The following is a 23,950-nucleotide window of genomic DNA, read 5'->3' as shown; positions in this document are numbered from 1 at the left end:
GAAAAATATTTTTTTAAGAAAGATTTTTTATCAGCCATATCGCCACCAGAATATCTCCGTGGCGATAGATATAATCCTGGATAAACCGCATGCTGAGCACCATATGTTTTTTGACGGCATTACGTGAAATACCCAGCAGGGCGGCAGCTTCATCATAGCTTTTGCCTTCCTGCCGGCACAGCCTGAATACATTAAGGCGCTGGGTAGTCAGCCGGGAGAGCGCTTCCTGGAAAAGCCTGTTATACTCGCGCTCATACACAATCTGCTCCGGCTGTTCCGGTACCGCCAGCTGCCGGAACAGCTGTTCCCGCAACTGCTCATCTGTCGCTATCCTGTTGATCGTCTTCAGCACGTGATTACGGGCAATACGGTACAGGTAACCGGAAAAAGATAATTCCGGATTGATACGCTCCCTGATCTCCCAGACTTTCAGGAATACGTCATGCACCAGGTCTTCCGCCAGGGAAGGCACTTTGCAGAAACGTAACAGATAGATATAGAGAGAAGGATGGTAATGCCGGTAGATACTGGAAAAAGCTGACTCATCTCCCGCTATCATCCGTAACAACACTTCCTCTTCAGATGGCATTCGCTCCATAACAGGTGGTAATAATTAGATCACCGGCAGCTTCCGGCAGGCCGTAAAATAGTTAAAAGGAGTAAATATAACAATATCGGGGCTACCCGCGGGTGCTGAGGATAAAGTCAAGCGCACGGCGTTCTGTCCAGTAGTATTCTTCCCCGAAACCGACAAAGCCGACATGTCCGCCCAGGAGAGGCGTTTCCAGGAAGAAAAAGTCATGCTGTGCAGCAACGGCATACGGAAAACAACCAGGCCCCAGGAAGGGATCATCTTTGGCATTAATCAGCAGGGTAGGTATCCTGATCTGATGCAGCCAGTTGCAGGAGCTGCTCTTTTCCCAATAATCCAGCGCATCCCGGAAACCATGCATAGGACCAGTATAGCGATCATCGAACTGTCTGAACGTACGGATTTTCTCATATCCGTCCAGCTGAATATCTTCCGGAAAAAATACCTGCTTCTGCCGCAGTTTCTCTCCCAGCTCCCGGATAAAGCGTTGCATATAAATCATGTTATGCCGCTTCTCCAGCTCGGCAGTGCTGCCTTTCAGGTCGCAGGGTACGGAAATAGCCACCGCCGACCTGATTGCCGGCAAAAGGCTCCCTCCTCTTTCTCCCACATACTTCAGCGTTACATTACCTCCCAGTGAGAAGCCCACCAGGTGTATCACCTTATACTGCTGCAAAGACACGAGATAGCTGATCACCGTATCCAGATCGCCGGTTTCCCCGCTATGGTAAAACCGCAGCTTCCTGTTAGGCTCACCACTGCATCCCCGGAAATTCACCGATACCGTATCTATCCCTTCCCCGTTAAAAATATGTACCATCCCCAGCACATACTTACGCGTGGAATTCCCTTCCAGTCCGTGCAGAATCACTACAATGCTATCGTTCTCCGCCCCCGTTCTGCTGAAATCCAGATCCAGGAAATCCCCGTCGGGCGTATCAATACGCACCCGATCATAATTCACCGGCCGCACCTTCCTGAACAAAGAAGGATAGATCGTCATCATATGACGATTCTGCAGCAAAAAAGGCGCGTGGTAATTGGAATGGGCTAATACCGGCATAGTGCGAAATTAAGATTAATTATGAAACCCATTCTGATTAGGATCAGCCTTTAAAATAATTATGAATTAAGAATTATGAATTATGAGTTAGAGCGAAGATTATAGCAATTAAGTAAATGGTATTAATTGCTATAATCTTCGCTCTAACTCATAATTCTTAATTCATAATTATTTTAAAGGCTGATCCTAATCAGAATGGGTTTCATAATTAATCCTACTTTCGCACCATGCAGCTTCCAACCTTTGGGATAGAAAAAATTTTCAACCTGCCGTACCGGCAGGAAGATTTTAAAATTATGCATCATGCGCCGATCAATCAGCCGGAGATAACGGAAGCGCATAAGCATGATTTTTTTATGCTGCTGGTGATTGAAAAGGGGAAGGGTACGCATACCATTGATTTCAGGGAGTATCCGGTAAGTAATCATACCGTTTTTTTTCTGGCTCCCGGACAGGCGCACCAGTGGTATCTTTCCCGGAATACCAGTGGCTACCAGGTGATGTTTTCTGCAGCTTTTATGTTGCCCAAGGGGCCGCTGTGGCCCTTCTTTACACCGGCTGCCGTTCCGCTCCTGCAGCTGGAGGCCGTGCAATACAGACAGCTGGCAGCAGAGCTGCAGCTGATGACCACCGAAAAGGCAGCCGATATTCTGCAACACCGGCTGCAGATTGTGCTGCTGTTACTGCAACGGTGGTATGTGGCCGCACATCCGGCAGAAGCCGCAGCAGCAGGGAATCATCTTATCAACCGTTTTCTGCAGCTGCTGGAGAAACACTACATGCAGCACAGTGAAGTGAATTATTATGCCGACAGGCTACATGTTACTCCCAGCTACCTGAACCTCGTCTGTAAAAAGGAATCCGGCACCACCGCCGGGGAATATATCCGTGAACGGCTGCTGCTGGAAGCCAAACGCATGCTCACGCTCACCGGAATGGATGTCAAGGAGATAGCGTATTCGCTCGGATTCAATGATACCTCCTACTTCTCCCGTTTCTTCAGAAGATATACCGGACAAACACCGGTGGATTTCCGTCGTCAGGCATAAAAAGTACCCGCTCTGTTTTAATCAGTACCATCTTACGCCGCCATTGCCGGGTAATTTTGTACAGATGAAACAGGAAAGATCAAATGTGATGACCGCCGCCGCCGGCAATGCCATGAACAGTACGCTGGTACTGCTGATGGCGCTCACCTGCGGTATGGTGGTAGCTAACATCTACTACAATCAGCCGTTGCTGCTGCAGCTGGCAGAAGCCTTCCATGTCAGCGAAAGCCGCATCAGTGCTATCGCCACCATTACCCAGGCCGGCTATACATTGGGATTGTTATTTATTGTACCCCTGGGCGACAAAACCGAAAGAAAGAAACTGATACTGCTGAAACTGGCCGGCGCAGCCATTTGCATGCTCGTAGCCGCTGTTGCCGCCAACTACTATATGATGCTGGTGGCCAGCCTGTTTATAGGCTTTTTCTCCGCTGTGCCGCAGTTGCTGCTACCGATGGCGGCCACCCTGGCGCCATCTGCTACCAGAGGAAAAATTGTAGGCCGCGTGATGAGTGGCCTGCTCATCGGCATTCTTTTATCAAGAACGCTGAGCGGCCTTATGGGCGCACATTTCGGATGGCGGGCCGTCTTCTTCTTCGGCGCAACCATGATGATACTGCTGTCTGTCACCCTGGCGATGATGCTACCCGCAGACCCGCCCACCTTCACCGGCAGTTACAGCCACCTGATGCGGTCGCTCGGCACCTTGCTCAGAGAGCTGCCGCCACTGCGACAGGCAGCGCTCACCGGATTTTTTATGTTCGGCGCATTCAGCATCTTCTGGACAACCCTGGTATTCCTGCTGGAAGGGCCGCCATTCCATTATAAAAGCGATATGGTAGGCATGTTCGGACTCATAGGCGCCTGCGGCGCGCTGGCAGCCCCGCTGGCCGGCAAATCCACCGACGCCAGAGGACCTCAGTTTACCATCCTGGCAGGCATCACCGCCGCACTGGCAGCATACGGCATTATGGGCTTCTCCGGCGCCTCGCTGACAGGACTCATAGCCGGCGTCATTCTCCTGGATATCGGTATGCAGGTAACGCATATCTCCAACCAGTCGAAAGTATTTGCCCTGCGCCCGGAAGCACGCAGCAGACTCAACACCATCTACATCTCCGGCTCCTTTGCCGGCGGCTCTATCGGATCATGGATGGGCGCGCAGGTATGGAGCAGCTGGCATTGGACCGGTGTATGTATACTGGGCGCCGCCTTCATCGCTGCCGCCCTGCTCATCAACCTGAAAAAAAGGAACAATACAACAACATGAAAAAACTACTGTTCACCACCCTTGCCCTGCTGGGCGCACTCCTGTCCTCCGCCCGGCAGCAGCCGGCAGACCTCATCATCTCCTCCGTAAAGGTCATAGATGTAAAAACCGGCAGCGTCACACCGGATCAGTCGATCATCGTGCGTCATGATACCATCATCGGCGTTGTCAGCAACCGGCACGCGAAAAAATTCACTGCCAGGCAGACCTACAACGGCAGCGGTAAATACGCCATGCCCGGCCTGTGGGACATGCATATGCATTTCGGCGGAGGTGATACGCTCGCAGCAGAAAATGAACGCTTCCTCTCCCTTTACCTCGCACATGGCATCACCACCATCCGCGACTGTGCCGCAGACATCAGCCACCTCGTTCTCCGGTGGCGCGATGAAATTAATAACGGCGCCCTTCAGGGTCCCACCATCTTCACCTCCGGTCCTAAACTGGAAGGCTACAAATCCGTATGGCTGGGCGACCTTGAAATAGGTACTATCACAGAGCTTCACCAGGCCCTCGATTCTCTCAAAAAACTACAGGTCGATTTCGTAAAAATCACCGACAACACCATTAAACCGGAACTCTACCTCGAAGCAGTAAAAGCTGCCAGGAAACGGGGTTTCGCCATCTCCGGCCATGTGCCCTATTCCCTCACCCTGCAACAGGTCAGCGAAGCAGGACTCAGTGCCGTTGAACACCTCTCCTATGTATGGAAAGCCGGCGTAAAGGACGAAGCTGCCCTCTCCCGCAGCATCGCCGCCGGCGCCATCAAAGGACGGGATATCAACCGGTACATCCTCGAACACTTCGACACAGCCGCTGCCCTCAAAGCCTACCGCTTTATGGCGCAACACGGCACTGCCGTTACGCCCACCCTCTCGCTGGGACACATCCTTGCCTACTTCGATCAGGACAATCACCAAAACGATCCCTATCTGAAATATATCGGCAAAGGCCTGCAGCGTACCTACGAAATGCGTATCAAACATGTCCTTCAGGACGACAGCGCCGCCATCGCGTGGCGTAAGCTCATCTACGAAAAATCATCTTCCATATTACCATTACTCCAAAAGGCAGGCGTCCGCATCATGGCAGGTACCGACGCCGGATACCTCAACTCATTCACCTATCCCGGCATAGGCCTCCACCGCGAACTCGCCCTGATGGTAAAATACGGCCTCACCCCGCTGCAGGCCCTGCAGGCTTCTGTCATCAACTCCCCTGCATACCTGCATAAAACCAACTACGGCGCTATCGCCCCCGGCAAGAAAGCAGACATTCTCCTGCTCAACGCCAACCCGCTGGAAGATATCACGAATACACAACGGATAAATGCAGTAGTAGTAAAAGGGAAATTGATAAACCAGGAAGGGATTGAAGAGATGTTGAAATAATTATGAATTATGAATGATGAATTATGAGTTAGCACGAAGATTATAGCGATTAAGTAAATAGTATTATCTGCTACAATCTTCGCGTTAACTCATAATTCATAATTCGTAATTCATAATTATTTCAACATTATTTTATCAACCTGAACATCCTCCTCCATCTCAACCCTCCTTCTCCGTAGCTCAGCCATATCAGCCAGGCTTTCCCTACAAGGTGGTCTTCCGGAACGAAGCCCCAGAAGCGGGAATCGGTGGATTCATGACGGTTATCGCCCATCATCCAGTAGTAGTTCATTTTGAAGGTGTAGGAAGATGCAGGCTGGTTGTTGATGAATATTTTTCCGTTGCGAACTGCGAGGGTATTATGTTCGTACGTGCTGATGATCCGTTTGTAGAAAGGCAGGTTAAAAGTATCTATGGCGATGGTAACACCTTGCTGCGGTATGTAGACGGGGCCCAGGTTATCCATATTCCACGGATATTTGAGGGTATCGAAGGGAAAGATGCGGATGCTGTTTCTGTCGCGCAGGTCAGCCTTTACTTCAGCGCCGAGCGCTTTGATACTTTTTACATTTTCCGGAGTGAAGTTGTAGATATAAACACCGGAATCTATAGAGCCAGTAAAGTATTCATTCCTGGGCAGTCCCATCTGAGCGAGGGTATCTTTCCCGATAGGCCAGTAGTTAGGCATTTTTATATTGTAGGCCATCAGGCGGAAAGGGTGGTTATCACTGGGTTTCCCGTTGATATATACGTCGCCCTTTATCACCCGCAGGGTATCTCCGGGGATGCCGACACAACGTTTTATCCAGTTTTCCCTTTTATCTACGGGGCGGTATACCGGCTGCCCGTATTGTTTAAGGGCGGCTTTAAGCCCTATTTCCAGGTTGGTGATATAATAGTCCACATCGCTGCCGTCCGTTGTTTTATAGAGCGTATCGCCACAGGGATAGTTAAACACCACGATGTCGTTACGCTTCAGTGACGACAAGCCGGGCAGGCGGTGGTACTGCCACTGTACGGCAGTGGAGTAGGCATTGGTACGTTTGGTGAAAGGAAGGGTGTGGTGTGTAAACGGCCATGCGAGCGGCGTCATGGGGATACGTGGACCGTAGCTGATTTTACTGACGAACAGGTAGTCATGGATAAGCAGTGTCCGTTCCATTGAACTGCTGGGGATAACATACGCTTCGAAGATAAACATCCTGATAATGGTGGCTGCTACTATCGCAAAAAGTGCAGCTTCTGTCCATTCCCTTACTTTAGATTTCTTCCGCTGTACCCCACTATCTGTCCTGCTTCGCTTACTGAAAATAAAACTCATCAAGTTGCGCTTTAGGATAAATATGTTGTTAAACAATTTAACCAATAAAAATCATTTAAACAGAAAAATTACACCGGCAAATCCGCCTGCAGCAAGGGCGCAGTAATATTTGCACTAAAAAAACATACCGGATAAAATCGTTTTGTTACCTTCATACCTTCATCTGACAGCGGATGTATTTTTATCCACGTTATAAAATTTTCGACTCATGCAATCTTCCAGACGTTCCTTTATTCAGCAGGCAGGCGTAATGGCTGCCGCCATGATGCTGCCGCGCGGTATACTGACTGCAGCGCCTCATCCTGCACTGCCTAAAAAAATAGGTATCCAGCTGTACACACTCCGTGATGAACTGGATAAAGACGCCCGCGGCACTATCGCCAGGGTGGCGCAGACAGGCTACCAGGAAGTGGAAACTTTCTACGGCTATAAAGGTCCGCAGGACAGCGGCGAATTCTGGGGTATGAAGCCCAACGCCCTCAAAGCGCTGCTGCAGCAACATCAACTGAGCACACCCAGCGGCCACTATCAGCTCAACGACTACCTCACCCGCGGCAATGGCAATGCTGACGCTCTTCAGCCACAGATAGACCTCGCCGCCGCCCTGGGGCAGCAGTACTTCATTGTACCTGTATTACCCCTGTCCCTGTGGGATAAACATCTCTCCACAGATGACTATAAATATATGGCCGACCAGCTCAACAAAGCCGGTGAACAATGCAAAAAATCCCAGCTACACATCGGCTACCATAACCACTACTGGGAATTCAAAAAACTGGCTGACAGCCACCAGACCGGATATGACGTACTCCTGCAACACACAGATCCCAAACTGGTATCCTTTGAACTGGACCTTTTCTGGGCCGTCAAATCCGGTGTAAACCCACTCAGCCTCTTTCAGAAAGCACCCGGCCGCTTCGTTGCCTGGCACGTGAAAGACATGGATAAAAACAATACTGCCAGCCTCACCGCCGCCGGCAACGAAAACAAATCTTCCATGGAACTCCTCTCCGGTGTAACCTTCGCCGAAGTAGGCACAGGCAGCATCCACTTCAGGGACATCTTCGCCAAAGCCAGACAGGCAGGCGTGAAACATCTCTTTGTTGAACAGGACAAAATTAACGGCGACCCGTTTGAAAGCACAAAGAAGAGTTTTGAGTATGTGAAAAACACGCTGTTGAAATAATTACGAATTGCGAATTGCGAATTACGAATGCAGAAGCGAAGAGCTAAACGTAGATGAAAGATAATACCTTAGAATATCCGCTTTCATCTACGTTTAGCTCTTCGCTTCTGCATTCGTAATTCGCAATTCGTAATTCGTAATTAATCTTACATTCGCACCAAAAAGACACCATGTCTATGCATGAAATTGAATCACTGGTGGAATTATCCGTTTATAGTTTGCATGAAAGCAAAGACGAGGAGCTGGACAGGCGCAGTCTTTTCTATAACCTCTACCAGTTACAGCAGCAGTTTGATACAGGCTTTACACATTTCCGGGTGATGGATATACTTATTCAGCACCGTTTTGTTTATACCTTCCCGGTAACGGCGCATCCCGCATATGCGCAGCATGCGGCATATTTTGATGCGCTGGCAGCAGGAGGCAAGTTCAGCTTCATCTATACCGATCCGGAAAAGGAATGGGATGCAGCAACCAACCCGGTAGCGGGTTACGCGAACTATGACCATCCGTCAGCATCGTATATCCTTTATTGTGATGCCGGCTCCCCCCTGTGGGAAGCGCTGGTAGCCAAAGGTACGCTGACAGGTAACGACGCCGTGGCGCCGGAAGTCACGGACGTATTTACCCTGGCATATGAAGTGGCGGAAACCGCTGCAGAACAGGAAAATAAAGACCTCCTCAACAGCTGGTACCAGCTGCTGCCTTACATGGTGATGCAGGCAGAGCAGGAAGGTACTACCATCAACTACAAAGCACTGGAATCTATATTGGAGCTGGTCGTTAGCAAAGATGCCATCAGCGGGGAAGGCTTACCGCCGGCCGATGAACTGCCCGTTGGCGGCGAACTGGGAAAATTCTGCGCCTGGTGGTATGAACCGGCAAAAGATAAAATGAAAACTACCGCCGACGAACCAGCAGAAGAGATAGACCTCGACTCCATCCCCTTCACGCAGGAGGTAGAAAAAACCGCCACCTGGTACGATGCACAGGTACGCCGCTACCTGGAAGAAATTAATCAGGCCATCGCCTCCATGGAAGATAACGGTCATGATGATGCTATACAGGAAGCCGTTGGCAACAAACTGGCACAAGGCCTGGAATATGCCGCCAAAGCAGTTGAGCTGGCGCCCAACGATCCGGGCATCCTGGTCAACAAAGGCTCCCTTCACCTGCTGCAGGAAAACTATCCCGCTGCACTCGCCTCCTACGACGCAGCCCTGACCCTGGCCCCCGACAACACCTTCATTCACCTGAACCGCGCCATCCTCTTTTACCACATGGAAAATATTCCGGCTGCCATCGCCTCATTTGAGCGCGTACTGGAGCTGGAACCAGGGAATGAGTTTGCGAAACAATGGATATCGGTGCTGAAATAGTAATTGCGAATTACGAATTGCGAATTACGAATGTAGAAGCGAAGATTAAAACGAAGATTTAAGGAGATAACTACTAGGCATCCTCTTAAATCTTCGTTTTAATCTTCGCTTCTACATTCGTAATTCGCAATTCGTAATTCGCAATTAGACTTCCTCCTACTTCATCCACCACACCTTCACTCCCGTAGAATTCCCTCCCATAGCCTGTTCCTGCGCCTTATAATTAAGCGTATTATCAATTGATTCGCGTTCAGGATATTGTAGCCGGTAGAAGCTGGCGTAGGTGGCGGGATTGCCGTCCCGCGGAGTGCGCTGCGTTCTTCTCCACAGATTGAAGGCCAGCCAGGGTTCGCGGAAGAAAGATAACCACTCCTGTGCATAGATTTTATTGAGCTTCTCCTCATCGGTACCGGTGAAGGCAACTTTAGGATTGTTCATCAGCACGTCCATCTGTGCGGGAGTAGGATCCGGCGGAGCTATGGCAGCCCAGTTATCGTTGACCACATTGGTGTTGCGGGCGATGTAGTACCAGAACTTCACGGAAGATGTGACGCCTGCCTTGTAGGCGGTAGCAGCGCGGGCGGCATCCTTCGGTACACCCAGACCGCGATGATACGCTTCTGCGGTGAGGAACTGCACTTCTGCCGCTGTCATAAACAGTTCCGGCTGATAGTAAAGGTCCCGCACCAGGTAGTAGTTAAAGGCAGAATAGATGGCATTGTCTTTATCTTCCGGGGTGTTATCCCTTTTATCCTGGTAGGGATTCCGGTTGTCTGTCAGTGTACTGCCCGGCTGTAACGGCGCCCAGGCGCCTGCCTGGTTGGTTTCGAAAAACAGATATGCTCTTGGATCGAAAATTTTATCGGTGGTAAGCCCATCAGCAAGCATGTTCCAGCAGGTGGTGCTCATACGCACAAACTTGTGGGAGCTGAACGCCCAGAAGCGGCTGTCGGTAAGAATGTAGTTGTTGAGCAGCTGAGGCCACATGCCTGCATCTTCTTTCTCTCCTATTAAAGGTATACCGCTGAGTGCATACTGGATCAGTGGTGCAGCCTTTTCGGGCGCCTTCTCTACCATCTGCATGGCATAGCGTAATATCAGGGAGTTACAGAATTTCTGCCATTTGCCAATGTTATTATTAAATAATGTTTCGGAAGATCCCAATGACTCATAGGCATTGCCCGATGGCGTAGTCGCCGCTGCGGACAGATGCTGGGATGCCCATTTCAGCTGTGACAGCAGATCTTCGTATATACGTTGCTGTGAGTCATAGGCCGGTCTGAACTGATCGGTGGCATTGGTGAAGGCCATGCCCGCCTTAAAGTACGGCATATCCCCGAACTGATCGGTAATCCTGAACGTTTTATAGGCCCGCAGGATATAGGTGATGGCCTGGATGTTATCCATACGGACCTTATCGCCGGTATATGCATCTATCTTGCTCTGTATAAGGTTCAGGTTCTGCAGGGTGGCGTAGTAATCCGTCCAGATGTCCAGCGCACCGTTTTGCACCAGGTAGCCGGAGTTACCGCTGATGGCCCCCAGCTGTGTTACCGGATAATAGTATTCATTGTGAATGGCTGCCTGCTCCTGACCTTTCAGGAACAGGGTGCTGATAACACCATTCACCAGCGGTCCTATACCGGTAGTGACCGGCAGTCCCGGTGTGGTATTGATCTGTTCAAAATCTTTGGTACAGGCGCTCCACATCAGCGACATACCGGATATATAAAGCAGTATTTTCTTAGCATAACACATGTGTACTGAATTTAATGGTGACTAGAATGATACCCTTACCTGGAAGCCAAGTGAGCGGAAACTGGGCAGGGACATAAATTCCAGGCCCTGTGCATTACCTGCGCCATTCACGCCTTCGGGATTGATGTTGTCGGGCAGAGTGGTATACAGGTAAAACAGATCCCTGCCTACCAGTGAGAGGGAGGCTGACTGGAAGATCTTTGTTCTTTTCACGAAGCTGGCAGGCACCTGGTAGTTAACGGAGATCTCCCGCATTTTCACCCAGGTATTTTCAAATACACCGTTCTTGTCTATCCAGTCGCTGCCCTTCACGCCTTTGCCCAGGTCGGTGCTGCTCCATACGCCGTAAGTCATGTATTTATAGTAGTAATGTACTACGTTATCATTCACTTTTCCATCTGGGAACACACCCGGCAAAACCACGCCCCAGTTGGTTTTGGTGCCGTCAGGAGTAGTATAGGGCAGTCCGCCGCCATTTCTTTCCTTCAGCGTTTCAGGCGCCTGTCCCAACTGCATAATGGTGGAATAGGTGCCGGACCAGATGTCTCCTCCTATCTTGCAATCAATGAGGGTTCCTACCGATATACCGTTTTTAAAGGTGAAGGTATTGGTGATACCGCCGGTTAACCGCGGTGTGGCGTTACCGATAGGTACCAGTCCGGGGGTAGCCTGGTAGATGGTACCATTCATTTCCGGTTTGCCGAACGGGTCTTTAATCATCAGCGGCAGACCTGTTGCTTTATCATACATGTAGTCATATCCGTAGATGGTGCCGAACTGGTCGCCCACCCTGGCAGATACAACGGGACCATGTGCGCCGCCGTCGTTCCAGGTACTGCCCATGTCTACCCGGTCGGTACCGTCAGAGAGCGACAGCAGCCTGTTATTGCTGTGAGCGAGGTTAAGACCTGTTTCCCATTTGAAATTTTTCTGATCGATGATTTTAGCATTCAGAATCAGCTCCACGCCGGAATTTTCCAACACGCCCGTATTCACAACAATGTTATCTACTCCGCTGCTGAGCGGTAATGGTGAGCGCAGTATCTGGTTCCTGGATTTACCTCTGTAGTAACGCATATCCAGGTTGAGGCGGTTGTTGAGAAAGCCCAGTACCAAGCCGAAATCGATGGTGGTATTGATGGCCGGCCGGAAGCCGAAGGCAGGGAGAGAAGTGGGCAGCTTCACTGCTGCCTGTCCGGCAAAGGTAGAAGCCGTGAAGTTATAGTTTACCTGGTACGGCGCCGGATCTACGGCGGCCTGCGCCCATGCTACCCTTAACTTACCGAAGCTCAGGACTGCGGGATCTGTCTGTAACAGATCGGAGAACACGAAGCTGCCGGCAAAAGACGGGAAGAAGTAAGACCATTGTCCCTTTGGCAGGGCGGAAGACCAGTCATTGCGTCCGGTGATATCCAGATACAGAAAATCTTTATAGGATAGGTTCAGGAAACTGTAGACAGAATTCATGCGTTTACGCAGCTGGCTTTCTACCGGCGGATGCGGTGTGCCCAGGTAAGTACCGTCGTTAACGGAATAGATGTAGGGAATAGACCAGTTATCGTTGTAGTTAAACTGTCCGTACATATCGCGGCGATAGATAGTACCGCCGACAGAAAACTTTGCATTCAGGGCGCCATTCACCATTTTCTCCTTGTGCAGGGTACCGATGAAATCCATATTGGAGGCGTTATCGCGCTCAGTGCCATGGCCATAGTATCCTTTGATTCCGAGTGCATCCGTAGGCGGATTTCTCGTTTCCAGTTCGTTGGTGTTATTATCGATACCGCCCCGGAAGATGAAGTCCAGAAATGGAGTAGCTTCATAGTTCAGCTGCACGCCGGCGATGAGTTTACGCCGGTTCTGATCTGTGCTGTTTTCCAGCAGGTTCCAGATCATGTAACCGCCGTTACCCGCCCAGGGGAAGCCTGACAGCGTGTTCTGTGTGCCATCCGGATTTTTATACATGGCAATATCTTCTCCCTTGTAATTACGTCCTGCATTATATAGCAGGCGTTTCTGCCAGGAGCTGGCATCATTGTTCCCAAGCTGTGGCGGATTATGATAATTGTTGACGATATAGGAAGAAGTGATCTGCATATTCACCTTCTGGGTCACTTTAACATTAGCGCCGAGGTTGAAGGTGTTACGGCTGTAATCACTGTTGGGCAATACTGCTGCGTTGCTCAGCCGGGAAAAGGAGGCGCGTATAGAGCCCCATTCATTACCGCCCGAAAGCGCCACATTATGTGTAGACTGTAATCCGTTTCTGTACAGCTGCCTGATATTATCCGGCTGCGGTACATCCGCCTGCTGCGTGCCATCCCACCAGGTAATCATCTGCCCGGTCATGCGCGGGCCCCATGACAGGCCTGCGCCGGACCATCCTGCCTGACTGTAGGTATTTATGCCATAAGGACCGGAGCCTGTTTTGGGATCCACATACATGCCATCCCAGCCGGAGGTCAGGGCAGGCTTGCCGTTCACCAGGCGGTACTGTGGTTCATTCAGCGATACCATCCCCCCTGCGCCGAATTCGTTCTGCAGCTTCAGGAAACGGTAGGGCTGAATATTCTTGTAGCCGTAGGTATAGTCTATACCCAGGCCGGTACGTTTGGCGCCTTTGCGGGTAGTGATGAGGATAACGCCATTAGCGCCTTTACCGCCGTACAACGCTGCAGCCGTAGGCCCTTTCAGCACGCTGATAGATTCAATATCTTCCGGGTTGATCATATTGATAGGGCTGCCATAATCTTTGGGAGAGCTGGTGCTGGTAGCATCGGCCTTGTCTCCGGCAAATATGGCGCTGCCTGTGGGAGCGGTGCGCACATTGTATTGGGTAGGCATATCGTTGGCCATAGGCATCCCATCCACAATAATCAGCGGCTGGTTATCGCCCTGTATGGCGTTATTTCCGCCGATCACAATACGGGTACTTCCGCCATCCACGCCGTTGGGATTGGTGACATTTACGCCCGCCATCTTTCCGCCAAGGGCGTTGATGATGTTGGGAGCGTTGGAGCGCGCCACTTCTGCGCCTTTCACTTCTTCCTGTGAATAGCCCAGCGTGCGTTTGCTTCTTTTGATACCTAACGCAGTAACAGCCACAGCATCCAGGGAGGTGGCCGTGCTGGCGAGCACCACATCTATCACCGCGGCAGCGCCAACGGTAATACGTTTTTGTGTGAACCCGATAGAAGAAAATACCAGTACGTCGCCTTCTTTGGCTTCCAGCTCAAAGTGGCCGTTTACATCGGTAGCCGTGCCCTTACTGGTGCCCAGGATCATTACCCCTACGCCCGGCAGCGGAGAGCCGTCGGTAGCACGTACGGTGCCGCTGATCTTCTGGAAAAGTACATTGCCGGCGTCAATAATCATACTGCCTTCCGCAGCTTTTTCCCGGCGGAGAATTACCTGCTCGTTAATTACTTCGTAAGTGATGTGCAGGGGAGAAAGCAGGCGTTGCAGCAAACTTCCCAGCTGCTCATTACGCGCAGATACAGCCACACGCTGCCGGGCAGGCAGGGTGTTGTTACTGTAGGTAAAATTCACCGTGGTTTTCTCGGTGATCGCCTTTAGAATATGCTTCAGATCACTGGGCGGCATATCCAGTGATAACTTTTTGTTCAACACCTCCTGCCCTCTCAGCGTTTCAGCGAAAGTGCAGGTCAGCAGACAGAACAACAAACCTGTTTGTAGCAACGCAACCCTCATAAAAAAAATGACTGTCCGGTTGGAGTTTGCAAATTTGTGCATAACTTCAATTGTTTTGTTGTGATAGTAAATAATGAGTACAGCAAAGCGCTTCCTGCAGAAGTGGACCAGACTGGTGCAGGAAAAAAATTACAGGTGGCGATGTTGACGCATCGCCACTTTTTAATTGGTGGATAAAACTAGGTACACATGAGATCAGTTTTAGCAGGATTACAAGTAACGTGTTGGTTGATAAATTTTAACTAATTACAGGGCTTTCCCTGTATGAATACTGCTTCGCCCGTAATCCGGTACGTTGCGTTGATAGCCGCACAAATGATCTTCAGCTTGTTCTCAAATGTTTCACCGGACACATTGGTGGTGATGTTACATTTGCTGAAGACCGCTTCGTTGACATTGATTTTAATTCCATAGGCATTTTCCAGGGCTTTGAAAATATTGTTCACTGGTTCTTCTTCATAAATAAAATCTTTCGCGTGCATAACCGGTATTTCCGGAATTGTTGTTTCATCCGCACTGATGGCGGCATCGGTAAAATGCTGGGTACCCGGATCAAAACGCAGCTGATGGTCCGGTGTTACAATATGACTTTCTTCCTGTTTCGTTCTGCTGCAAACCGCTACCTTACCTGTTTTTACAGTAACGGTGATATGCCCGTCCGTTTCCTGTTTTACATAGAAGCTGGTTCCCAGCACCCGGATAGCCACTTTGGGCGTATACACCACAAACGGCCGCTGTGCATCGCCGGCAATATTAAAAAAGGCCCCTCCCTGCAGGTATACTTCCCGCTGCGGCTGTACAAAAAACGACTGATGCTGAATAGTAGCACCGGATTGTAATACCACGGTAGAACCGTCTGTCAGATAAGCCACCTGCCGCTCCCCGGTTTTGTTGGTACGCACCATTTTATCGTTTTCCATTCTGCTTTCCAGCTGCGCCATGGCAGGCAGCTGAGTATTCCTGCGCACCAGCAATGACACTACCAGCATACCGGCCATAACAGCCGCTGCTACCGCTATCCAGCGGAACGGCACACTTCTTCCGATGGGTGTCATTTCTACACTTATTTCAGTGTCTTCGCGGCCGGTAGCAATTCTTTCTTCCACGTTGGCATACACTTCCTGCAGTAAAGACTGCGGTACTGCAGGCTGCGGCAAATCCCGCATAGCCAGCACAGCTGCCCGCGCATGTTGCAGCACTTCCACTCTTCCGGGATTAGCTGCCTTCCACCGTTCCCAGTAACTATTGCTTTCCGCATCCGGAAACAATACCCACCCGATGAAAGTATCATCCTGTATCAGTTCCCACGTTTCTTCGTTAAAATGCTCCATTGTGTTATTTGAGATTTTTTCATCTGGGATTTCTCTCATAGAATGCCCCTGCCGAAGAGTTTCAGGCAACTCTCTTTTCCGGAAGAAAATTTCAGCAGGATCATCCCACAGTATCCCTATAAACACTAAATGACAACAACTATATTTTTATACTCATTCCGGGAGATATTTTTTTCCCGGCAATAAAAACCCTTTCAGGGCTGCAGGAGCATCCTGATGAACATAAAATCTCAAATAATTAAATAATCAAATAAAAAACACGCGGAGGGTTTCCAGCAGCCGAACTGTCAGCGGAGAGGTCTGGAGGGTTTCCTTAATACGGTTCAGGGCGTTGTACAACAGGTTGCTGACAGACTGATACTTCATATGCATCAGGTCTGCAATTTCGGCATTGGTGAAGCCCATATAAAAACGGAGGGTAATAATTTCCTGCTGGCGGCGGGAGAGTTTGCGGATGGCGTTTTCCAGCAGTACGCTGCGGCAGGCGTTATTTTCTGCATCTATCAGCTTGTCTTCCACCGTACTTTCGGTAATGGTGGCCGGTTGTTCATGGAGGTATTGGTGCTGCCGGCCCGTTTTACTGCGGAACTGATAATTGGCCCGCAGCAGCTTATATTTCAGGCTGCGGCACAGGTAAAATCTTATCATCACTTTTTCCGACAAAGCCTCCCGGCTGTTCCACATCTCTACAAACAAATCCTGGATAATGTCCTTCAGTTTTTCCCGGTCATCGCAGAACCGGAAGCCATACTGGAAAAGATAAACGGTATACTCCTGATAAATAAGCGCAAAGGCTGATCTATCACCGGATTTAAACCGCTTCCATAAATCATCGTCACTGAAAAACTTGTCTTTCATTGCAGGCATGCGTGGATCATTTACAGCGAAAACAGACTTCGGTTTATTTGTCGGCTAAAACGTTAAACTATGGTAATGTAGATATTTTTTTGAAAAGCGACAAATATTAACAGGCTGTGTTTGTCAGTGGTCACATTCTGCTTGCAGATCTCTCAAAAAAAATATAACTTTTTACCGGATTAAAAATCTTGTGTACATGTCACAAGCTGATAAGGAACAATCATCTTGTCCGGGTAAACCGGACAAACACGAAGCCAGGCGCGAATTTCTCAGGCAATCTTCCGCCATTATGGCGCTGGCGCTGGCTCCTCCGCTGATCGTCAAAGCCGGGGAGCATGACGAAGCGATTGCGGGCATCTTTGAGAAGATGCCGGTGAATATGGAGATCAACGGAAAGGCGTATCGCCTTTCTGTAGAACCCCGCGTGACGTTGCTGGACCTTTTGCGGGAACAGCTGGCGCTGACGGGCACCAAAAAAGGCTGCGACCACGGACAGTGCGGCGCCTGTACAGTGCATGTCAACGGGCAGCGGGTGAACTCCTGTCTCACCCTCGCCGTGATGCAGGAAGGGAAAAAAATCACCACCATAGAGGGGCTGGCCGCCGGCGATCAGCTGCATCCCATGCAGGAGGCCTTTATTAAACATGACGGCTTCCAGTGCGGTTACTGTACACCCGGACAAATCATGTCGGCGGTAGCCTGCATCCGCGAAGGGCATGCCGGCTCGCCCGGTGAGATCCGTGAATTTATGAGCGGCAACATCTGCCGCTGCGGCGCATATGATAATATTGTAGCCGCTATTATGGAAGTAAAACAGGGAGGGCAATCCGTATGAACCAGTTTTCCTATGTAAGACCCGCCAGTCAGAAAGCGGCGATAGACGCTATTTTCAGGGATAATACCGCGCGCTTTATCGCCGGCGGCACCAACCTCCTGGATCTCATGAAAAACGGGGTGACCGCGCCGGAGAAGCTGGTGGATATTAACCGGCTGCCCCTGAAAGATATCCGTTTCAGCAACAATATATTGCACCTCGGCGCTACCACTATCAACAGTGAGGTGGCGGCACATCCGCTGGTAAAAACGCATTTCCCGCTGCTGTCGCAGGCCCTGCTGGCAGGCGCATCGCAGCAGCTGCGCAATATGGCTACCACCGGCGGTAATATGATGCAGCGTACCCGCTGCAGCTACTTTTATGATATTACCATGCCGTGTAATAAACGTAGCCCGGGTACAGGCTGCGGTGCTATCGGCGGCATCAACCGCATGCATGCCATCTTCGGGGCCAGCGATCAGTGTATCGCCGTACATCCCAGCGATATGTGCATTGCGCTGGCAGCGCTCGACGCTACCGTTATCGTAGCCGGGCCTAAAGGCGGACGACGCATCCCTTTTGCGGACTTCCACCGGCTGCCGGGTAATACGCCGGAAAAAGACAATAACCTGGGTAAGGGAGAGCTGATTACCGGCGTGGAAATCCCCGCCAATCCCTTCACCAGGCATGTATACTACCTCAAGGTGCGCGACCGCGCTTCCTACGCTTTTGCGCTGGTATCCGTAGCAGCCGCCCTGGACATCAGCGGCAGCACCATCCGCCAGGCACGCCTGGCACTGGGCGGTGTAGCGCATAAACCCTGGCGGTTATACGAAGCAGAAAAAATGCTGACAGGCAAAGCGCCTACGGAAGAAAATTTCCGTATAGCCGCCACCGTAGCAACCCGGTCTGCCGCCACCTTTCAACACAATGCCTTCAAGGTGCCGATGGCACAGAACAGCATTATTACCGCACTCTCTAAAGCCGCCGCCATATGAAGCAACCTGCTGTAGGGCAATCCATGGACCGTGTAGACGGCCGCCTGAAAGTAACCGGCGCTGCCAGGTACTTCGCGGATCATCAGCTGGAAGGTATGCTGTATGCCGCCCTGGTATGCAGCCCCGTATCCAGCGGCCGCATTGCTGCTATTGATGCCAGAGAGGCGCTCCGCGCGCCCGGCGTAACAGATGTGATATCTCACCTCAACGCCCCTCCCGTTCCCGGCTATAAACAGGAAACCCCCAATCCCAAACAGGGACTGAAAATATTCCATGACGACCGCATCTATTCCAACGGACAGCCGGTAGCCATCGTAGTCGCTAACACGCTGGAGCGTGCAGTACATGCGGCCTCCCTTGTGAAAGTTACCTATAACCAGGAAACCCATGCCACCGACCTGTACGCCAACCTGGACAAAGCCTTTCAGAATAAAAGTATGAAAGACTACCTGCGCGGCGAACCCGACGCCTGGAAGAAAGCGCCGGTAACCGTGGAAGCGGAATATAATATTCCCCTGGAAGTGCATAACCCAATGGAGCTGGCCGGCATTACCGCACACTGGGAAACGCCGGACAAACTGGTGCTGTACGCCAAAACACAAGGCGTCAAGAGCGTGCAGCAGACACTCAAAAATCTTTTCCAGCTGCCAGAACAGAATATTGTTGTGCATTCGCTCTTTGTAGGCGGCGCCTTCGGGATGGCCCTCCGCGTATGGCCCATGGAAGTGGCTGCCATCATCGCCGCAAAAAAAGTACGCAAGCCAGTGAAGCTGGTCATCGGCAGAAAAGATATGTTTACATTGGTGGGCTACCGCCCTGCTGCGATGCAGAAAATCGGTATCGGCGCTACGGCAGACGGTAAACTGACCGGCATCACCCACGAGGCGGTAGCCGTGACCTCTCCCTACGAAGATTTTACCGAAGCTATTGTGGGCATGAGCAAATTCATGTATGCCTGCCCCAATGTAAATACGCATTACCAGCTGGTGCCGCTGAACCTGAGCACGCCGGTATGGATGCGCGGCCCCGGCGAAGCTACCGGCTCCTTTGCGCTGGAATCCGCCATCGACGAGCTTTCCTATAAACTTAAAATGGATCCGCTCCAATTCCGCGTGATCAACCACGCAGATACAGACCCGGAAAAAAATCTTCCCTTCTCCAGCAAATACCTGAAAGAGGCTTATGAGATGGGCGCGGAGAAGATAGGCTGGAAGAACAGAACGATGGAACCACGGCAGTTACAGGAAGACGGCTGGCTGGTAGGTTACGGCATGAGCAGCGGCGTTTTCAGCGCAGGACGCGGTAAAGCTACTGCCAGCGCCATTTTTGGAGCAGATGGCACACTAACCATCCGCAGTGCGGCGGCAGACATAGGCCCTGGCACCGCCACTGCCATGGTGCAGATAGCTGCGGACGCCACCGGTATCGCCCCTGCGAAAATCAGGTTCTTACTGGGAGAATCCGAATACCCGGAAGCGCCGCGGCAGGGTGGTTCTTCCACCGTTTCTACCGTGGGCAGCGCTGTCAGCGATGTATGTAAACTGCTGCTGCAAAAGCTGGGGGAAATGGCGGCAGAAAGCATGCCCGCCTTTAAAGATGTAAAGCCTGCCGATATAGGATATGAAGACGGGCAGCTCATCGTTACCGGGAAGCCTGCTATAAGAGCCGGTTTCCGGGAAGTGCTGCAGCACCGGCAGCAACCTGAACTACAAGTGACCGCCACCTCGCAGGGCGGGGAAGAAAGAAGGAAGTATTCCATGTACTCCTTCTCCGTACACTTCGCCAAAGTACATGTACATCCCGCTACCGGAGTGGTACGGATTAAACATGTTGTCAGCGTAGCTGATTCCGGCACTATCGTGAATGCCAAAACTGCCGGCAGCCAGATGATTGGCGGCGTGGTGGGCGGCATTGGTATGGCGCTGACAGAAGAAGCGCTGATAGATCATCGCTTTGGCCGTTTTGTGAATAACAACTATGCAGACTATCACGTACCCGTACATGCGGATACGCCGCCGACGGACGTGCTGTTCATCAATAAAAAAGATCCTGTAATCAATCCGATGGGTTCCAAGGGAATGGGCGAAATAGCCCTGATAGGCTTCGCCGCTGCGGTATCCAATGCGGTATTCAATGCAACGGGCACGCGTGTACGGGATCTGCCCATCACACCAGACAAGCTATTACCTAACGTTAAAGGCTAAACGCCATCATGCTGAAAGAGTTGGAAGATATCGTACAACGGTATCAGGAAGTGTATCAACAGGGCATCAAAGCGGCGCTGGCGACGGTAGTGCATGTGGAGGGTTCCTCCTACAGGCGGCCGGGCGCACGTATGCTCATCACCGAAAAGGGAGAACTGACAGGCGCCATCAGCGGCGGCTGCCTGGAAGGCGACGCCCTGCGGAAAGCACAGCTGGCTATGATGCAGGACCGGCCCATGCTGGTAACCTACGACACGATGGATGAAGACGATGCCAAACTGGGCGTAGGACTCGGCTGCAACGGTATTATCCATATCCTGCTGGAACCGCTGTATCCCCGCAGCTATTTTAATCCGCTGCTGCTCCTGCAGGCCGTTGCCGGTACCCGCGAGGCCACCGTTATGGTCACCCTGTTCGATCTGCAGTACCGCAACGCGCCACAACCCGGCACCTGCCTGCTGCTGAGCAACCACGGATTGTTCGAGCAGTGCATCGCCGACAGCGACCTGCTGCTGGCAGTAAAACATGATGCGCAGCAGGCATTGGATGGCAAACATCATGCACTGAAAAACTATCACAGCGGCGGTCAGCAACTGACAGCGCTGATAGCCTTCCAGCCGCCGGCTGTTCAGCTGCTGGTAGCCGGCGCCGGCAACGATGTAATGCCGCTGGTGAAGATGGCAGCTATCCTGGGGTGGCAGACACTGGTAGCCGATGGCCGCCCGGCCTATGCTACAGCCAGCCGGTTCCCCGAAGCCGGCAGCGTTATCGCCGCCAAACCGCATGAAGTGTTGTCCCATTTCACCGTTGATGCGTATACTGCAGTTGTGCTGATGACACACAATTACAACTACGATCTTGCTATGCTCACCACGTTACTCCCCCAGGCTGTCCGCTATACCGGCGTACTTGGTCCGGCTAAAAAACTGGAACGCATGCTCTCGGAAATGGAAGCTACCGGCATCCGCATAACGCCTGAACAACGGGAACGCATATACGGCCCTGCCGGTCTTGATCTCGATGCAGAAACCGCCGATGAAATAGCGCTCTCCATCATCAGCGAAATCAGGGCTGTCATGAGTAATGCCAGTGCGCAACCCCTGCGAAACAAAAAAACATCTATTCACTCAAAATCTGACTAATGCAATCAACAGGCATCATCATACTCGCTGCCGGCGCTTCCAAGCGGCTCGGCACACCTAAACAGCAACTTGTATTTGAAGATAAGAAACTGCTGCAACGAATCACCGATACCGCCCTGCAAACCACCTGTTCTCCTGTAATAGTGGTGCTGGGCGCTTACGCAGCCGGCATCAGGGAAGATATCACCACCACCGCCGCACACACCGTTGTCAACACCCGCTGGCCGGAAGGTATGGGCGGCTCCATACGCACCGGCATGGAAACCCTACTTCGTATATCCCCCGACGTTAGCAGTACCTTCCTGCTCCTCTGTGACCAGCCCTACATCACTACTCCGCTCCTGCAGGAAATGATGCAGCTGCAAACCACCACCGGCAAAAACATCATCGCCTCCGCCTACAACGACATCGCAGGCACCCCCGTCCTCTTCCACCAATCCTTCTTTCCCCAACTCCTCTCTCTCACCGGCCAGGAAGGCGCCAGGAAAATTCTCCGCGCCCACCCGCAAGATATCGCTACCGTAGATTTTCCGCAGGGAGCAATAGATATTGATACGCCGGATGACTATCATAATATGAAGTAATTACGAATTGCGAATTGCGAATTACGAATGTAGAAGCGAAGATTAAAGTGAAGATTTAAAGCGATAACAATTAAATATCACCTTAAATCTTCACTTTAATCTTCGCTTCTACATTCGTAATTCGCAATTCGTAATTCGTAATTATTTTTTTCTTTCAAAATTACTCCCTATATTTGTCTACAAAACTAGTGGACTATTAAAAATCTGCAAAAATGGAAAGTTATCATCAAAACCTAAACCTGCGCCCGAATGGGGCTTCAGCCAATTATTCACCGGCTGTCATGTTCGCTTATTGTTGTTGTTAATGCCTTCCTCTCTGCGGTTACCCCACCAATTTCCGCATCTGTGATCTATTAAACAGTACAACCATTATTTACTGCCACAAAAACCGATCGTCATGAAAACGAATACCCAACCCGTTTTCCGCTTAGACACAGCGGTAACGGATACGCATCTCGCATACTTTCAACAGCATGGAATCATCCAGTTTAAAAATTTCCTGGACAAGGATACGCTGGCGCTTATACTACAGGAAGTCACGCATGTACAACAATTATTACTCAGAAATAATATTCAGAAAGTCAATGGCATACCGCTGAAGTTTGGTACCGACCTGGATGGCAGCCCGCTGATTCAGCGTATCGCCTTTGCCTCTCATTACAGCAGCATTTTACGCGGGCTGCTGAAAGAGGAAAGGCTACAGTCCCTCATTCATTTGCTGGGCGACTATCACGGCCGCATCGGAGAAAATGAGAAAGACGGACTGGTAGTGAATCACTATGTGAATTCGGCAGACAGCCAGTTCAGGCAACTGGGCTGGCATACGGACAGTCCGCGGGACCTGTTCCTGGGTTCACGCATTCTGCCTATGCTCAATGTGGGTATCCATCTGGATGACTGCCCGCTGGACAATGGTGGCCTGAGAGTGTTGCCGGGTACGCACCGGCAGGGAATATTCAGGTTGCTGTTCAGGAAAAAATATTTTATCGATAATAATCCTGATAAGAAAGAAGTGGGTTTTGATATTGAAGCCGGCGACCTGACCGTACATGACGGCCGGCTGTGGCACCGCGTGCAGCAATCACCGCATACAGGTGAAAAGAGCCGCAGAAGAGTGATGTATATTCCTATTATCACCGGTGCTTATCAACCCAAACACGCACAATCGCCTACACCTTTTTATCATAAGCTGGCGCAGCTGAAGCAGTCGTTCTACGGCGGCAAACCGCAATGGGCAGCCATCAAAAGCACTGAAGGCGCGCTGGCCGAAGTAAACAGTTCATCTATCTGAAAAATAAA

General features: G+C 51.0%; 18 protein-coding genes. 11 read left to right on the top strand and 7 right to left on the bottom strand.

The features are described from left to right. Nucleotides 1-13: 13 nt before the first annotated feature. Together GWG06_RS14605 and GWG06_RS14600 are read right to left on the bottom strand one after the other, a co-directional pair. Nucleotides 14-598, bottom strand: a complete 585-nt coding sequence (locus GWG06_RS14605) for an RNA polymerase sigma factor (RefSeq protein WP_127040049.1) — start codon at nucleotides 596-598, stop codon at nucleotides 14-16. An 82-nt stretch (nucleotides 599-680) separates the two neighbouring features. Next, nucleotides 681-1,655: a YheT family hydrolase gene (locus tag GWG06_RS14600; protein WP_160714027.1), complete on the bottom strand. Its 975-nt coding sequence runs from the start codon at nucleotides 1,653-1,655 to the stop codon at nucleotides 681-683. A 227-nt stretch (nucleotides 1,656-1,882) separates the two neighbouring features. Between GWG06_RS14600 and GWG06_RS14595 the strand changes: the two genes are divergently transcribed. The 3 genes from GWG06_RS14595 to GWG06_RS14585 all read left to right on the top strand — a co-directional run bounded on the left by GWG06_RS14595 (nucleotide 1,883) and on the right by GWG06_RS14585 (nucleotide 5,365). Next, complete coding sequence (locus GWG06_RS14595) at nucleotides 1,883-2,704, top strand: helix-turn-helix domain-containing protein (protein WP_127041255.1); 822 nt, start codon at nucleotides 1,883-1,885, stop codon at nucleotides 2,702-2,704. A 64-nt stretch (nucleotides 2,705-2,768) separates the two neighbouring features. Next, entirely contained in the window at nucleotides 2,769-3,974 is a 1,206-nt protein-coding gene (locus tag GWG06_RS14590; protein ID WP_202183025.1) for an MFS transporter, read from the top strand. Then, nucleotides 3,971-5,365 (top strand): amidohydrolase family protein, encoded by a 1,395-nt coding sequence (locus GWG06_RS14585; RefSeq protein WP_202183024.1) that lies wholly within the window; start codon nucleotides 3,971-3,973, stop codon nucleotides 5,363-5,365. Before GWG06_RS14590 ends, GWG06_RS14585 begins: the two co-directional genes overlap by 4 nt. A gap of 127 nt (nucleotides 5,366-5,492) precedes the next feature. On the opposite strand, the gene lepB is transcribed toward GWG06_RS14585, so the two are convergent. Further along, the gene (gene lepB / locus GWG06_RS14580) at nucleotides 5,493-6,686 is read right to left on the bottom strand and encodes a signal peptidase I (protein WP_160714023.1); all 1,194 of its coding nucleotides are present in this window, start codon (nucleotides 6,684-6,686) and stop codon (nucleotides 5,493-5,495) included. Between the two features lie 208 nt (nucleotides 6,687-6,894). On the opposite strand from lepB, the gene GWG06_RS14575 reads away from it, so the two are divergent. Together GWG06_RS14575 and GWG06_RS14570 are read left to right on the top strand one after the other, a co-directional pair. After that, nucleotides 6,895-7,872: a sugar phosphate isomerase/epimerase family protein gene (locus GWG06_RS14575; protein WP_160714021.1), complete on the top strand. Its 978-nt coding sequence runs from the start codon at nucleotides 6,895-6,897 to the stop codon at nucleotides 7,870-7,872. 170 nt (nucleotides 7,873-8,042) lie between these two features. After that, nucleotides 8,043-9,251: a tetratricopeptide repeat protein gene (locus GWG06_RS14570; protein WP_127041247.1), complete on the top strand. Its 1,209-nt coding sequence runs from the start codon at nucleotides 8,043-8,045 to the stop codon at nucleotides 9,249-9,251. Nucleotides 9,252-9,407: 156 nt separating this feature from the next. On the opposite strand, the gene GWG06_RS14565 is transcribed toward GWG06_RS14570, so the two are convergent. The 4 genes from GWG06_RS14565 to GWG06_RS14550 all read right to left on the bottom strand — a co-directional run bounded on the left by GWG06_RS14565 (nucleotide 9,408) and on the right by GWG06_RS14550 (nucleotide 16,918). Beyond that, on the bottom strand, nucleotides 9,408-11,009 hold the full coding sequence (locus GWG06_RS14565) for a SusD/RagB family nutrient-binding outer membrane lipoprotein (protein WP_160714019.1): 1,602 nt from the start codon (nucleotides 11,007-11,009) through the stop codon (nucleotides 9,408-9,410). Between the two features lie 21 nt (nucleotides 11,010-11,030). After that, nucleotides 11,031-14,762: a SusC/RagA family TonB-linked outer membrane protein gene (locus GWG06_RS14560; RefSeq protein WP_160714017.1), complete on the bottom strand. Its 3,732-nt coding sequence runs from the start codon at nucleotides 14,760-14,762 to the stop codon at nucleotides 11,031-11,033. A gap of 200 nt (nucleotides 14,763-14,962) precedes the next feature. Next, entirely contained in the window at nucleotides 14,963-16,051 is a 1,089-nt protein-coding gene (locus GWG06_RS14555; RefSeq protein ID WP_160714015.1) for a FecR family protein, read from the bottom strand. Nucleotides 16,052-16,297: 246 nt separating this feature from the next. Continuing rightward, nucleotides 16,298-16,918: an RNA polymerase sigma factor gene (locus GWG06_RS14550; RefSeq protein ID WP_127041240.1), complete on the bottom strand. Its 621-nt coding sequence runs from the start codon at nucleotides 16,916-16,918 to the stop codon at nucleotides 16,298-16,300. A 187-nt stretch (nucleotides 16,919-17,105) separates the two neighbouring features. Here GWG06_RS14550 and GWG06_RS14545 point away from each other — a divergent pair, with 187 nt between their 5' ends. From GWG06_RS14545 to GWG06_RS14520, 6 genes are all read left to right on the top strand, one after another. Beyond that, nucleotides 17,106-17,744 (top strand): (2Fe-2S)-binding protein, encoded by a 639-nt coding sequence (locus GWG06_RS14545; RefSeq protein WP_127041238.1) that lies wholly within the window; start codon nucleotides 17,106-17,108, stop codon nucleotides 17,742-17,744. Then, complete coding sequence (locus GWG06_RS14540; RefSeq protein ID WP_127041235.1) at nucleotides 17,741-18,721, top strand: FAD binding domain-containing protein; 981 nt, start codon at nucleotides 17,741-17,743, stop codon at nucleotides 18,719-18,721. Before GWG06_RS14545 ends, GWG06_RS14540 begins: the two co-directional genes overlap by 4 nt. Next, entirely contained in the window at nucleotides 18,718-20,925 is a 2,208-nt protein-coding gene (locus tag GWG06_RS14535; protein WP_160714013.1) for a xanthine dehydrogenase family protein molybdopterin-binding subunit, read from the top strand. The genes GWG06_RS14540 and GWG06_RS14535 overlap by 4 nt, the downstream gene beginning before the upstream one ends. Nucleotides 20,926-20,933: 8 nt before the next feature. Further along, entirely contained in the window at nucleotides 20,934-22,067 is a 1,134-nt protein-coding gene (locus GWG06_RS14530) for an XdhC family protein (RefSeq protein ID WP_235938351.1), read from the top strand. After that, nucleotides 22,067-22,651 (top strand): nucleotidyltransferase family protein, encoded by a 585-nt coding sequence (locus GWG06_RS14525; protein ID WP_160714011.1) that lies wholly within the window; start codon nucleotides 22,067-22,069, stop codon nucleotides 22,649-22,651. The genes GWG06_RS14530 and GWG06_RS14525 overlap by 1 nt, the downstream gene beginning before the upstream one ends. A gap of 397 nt (nucleotides 22,652-23,048) precedes the next feature. Then, nucleotides 23,049-23,942, top strand: coding sequence for a phytanoyl-CoA dioxygenase family protein (locus GWG06_RS14520; RefSeq protein ID WP_127043155.1), 894 nt, complete (start codon nucleotides 23,049-23,051; stop codon nucleotides 23,940-23,942). Nucleotides 23,943-23,950: the final 8 nt, after the last annotated feature.

This window comes from Chitinophaga solisilvae, assembly GCF_009928525.1.
Lineage (GTDB): Bacteria > Bacteroidota > Bacteroidia > Chitinophagales > Chitinophagaceae > Chitinophaga > Chitinophaga solisilvae.
The sequence above is the reverse complement of the archived record's forward strand: the minus strand, read 5'-3'. Positions and strand labels throughout refer to the sequence as shown.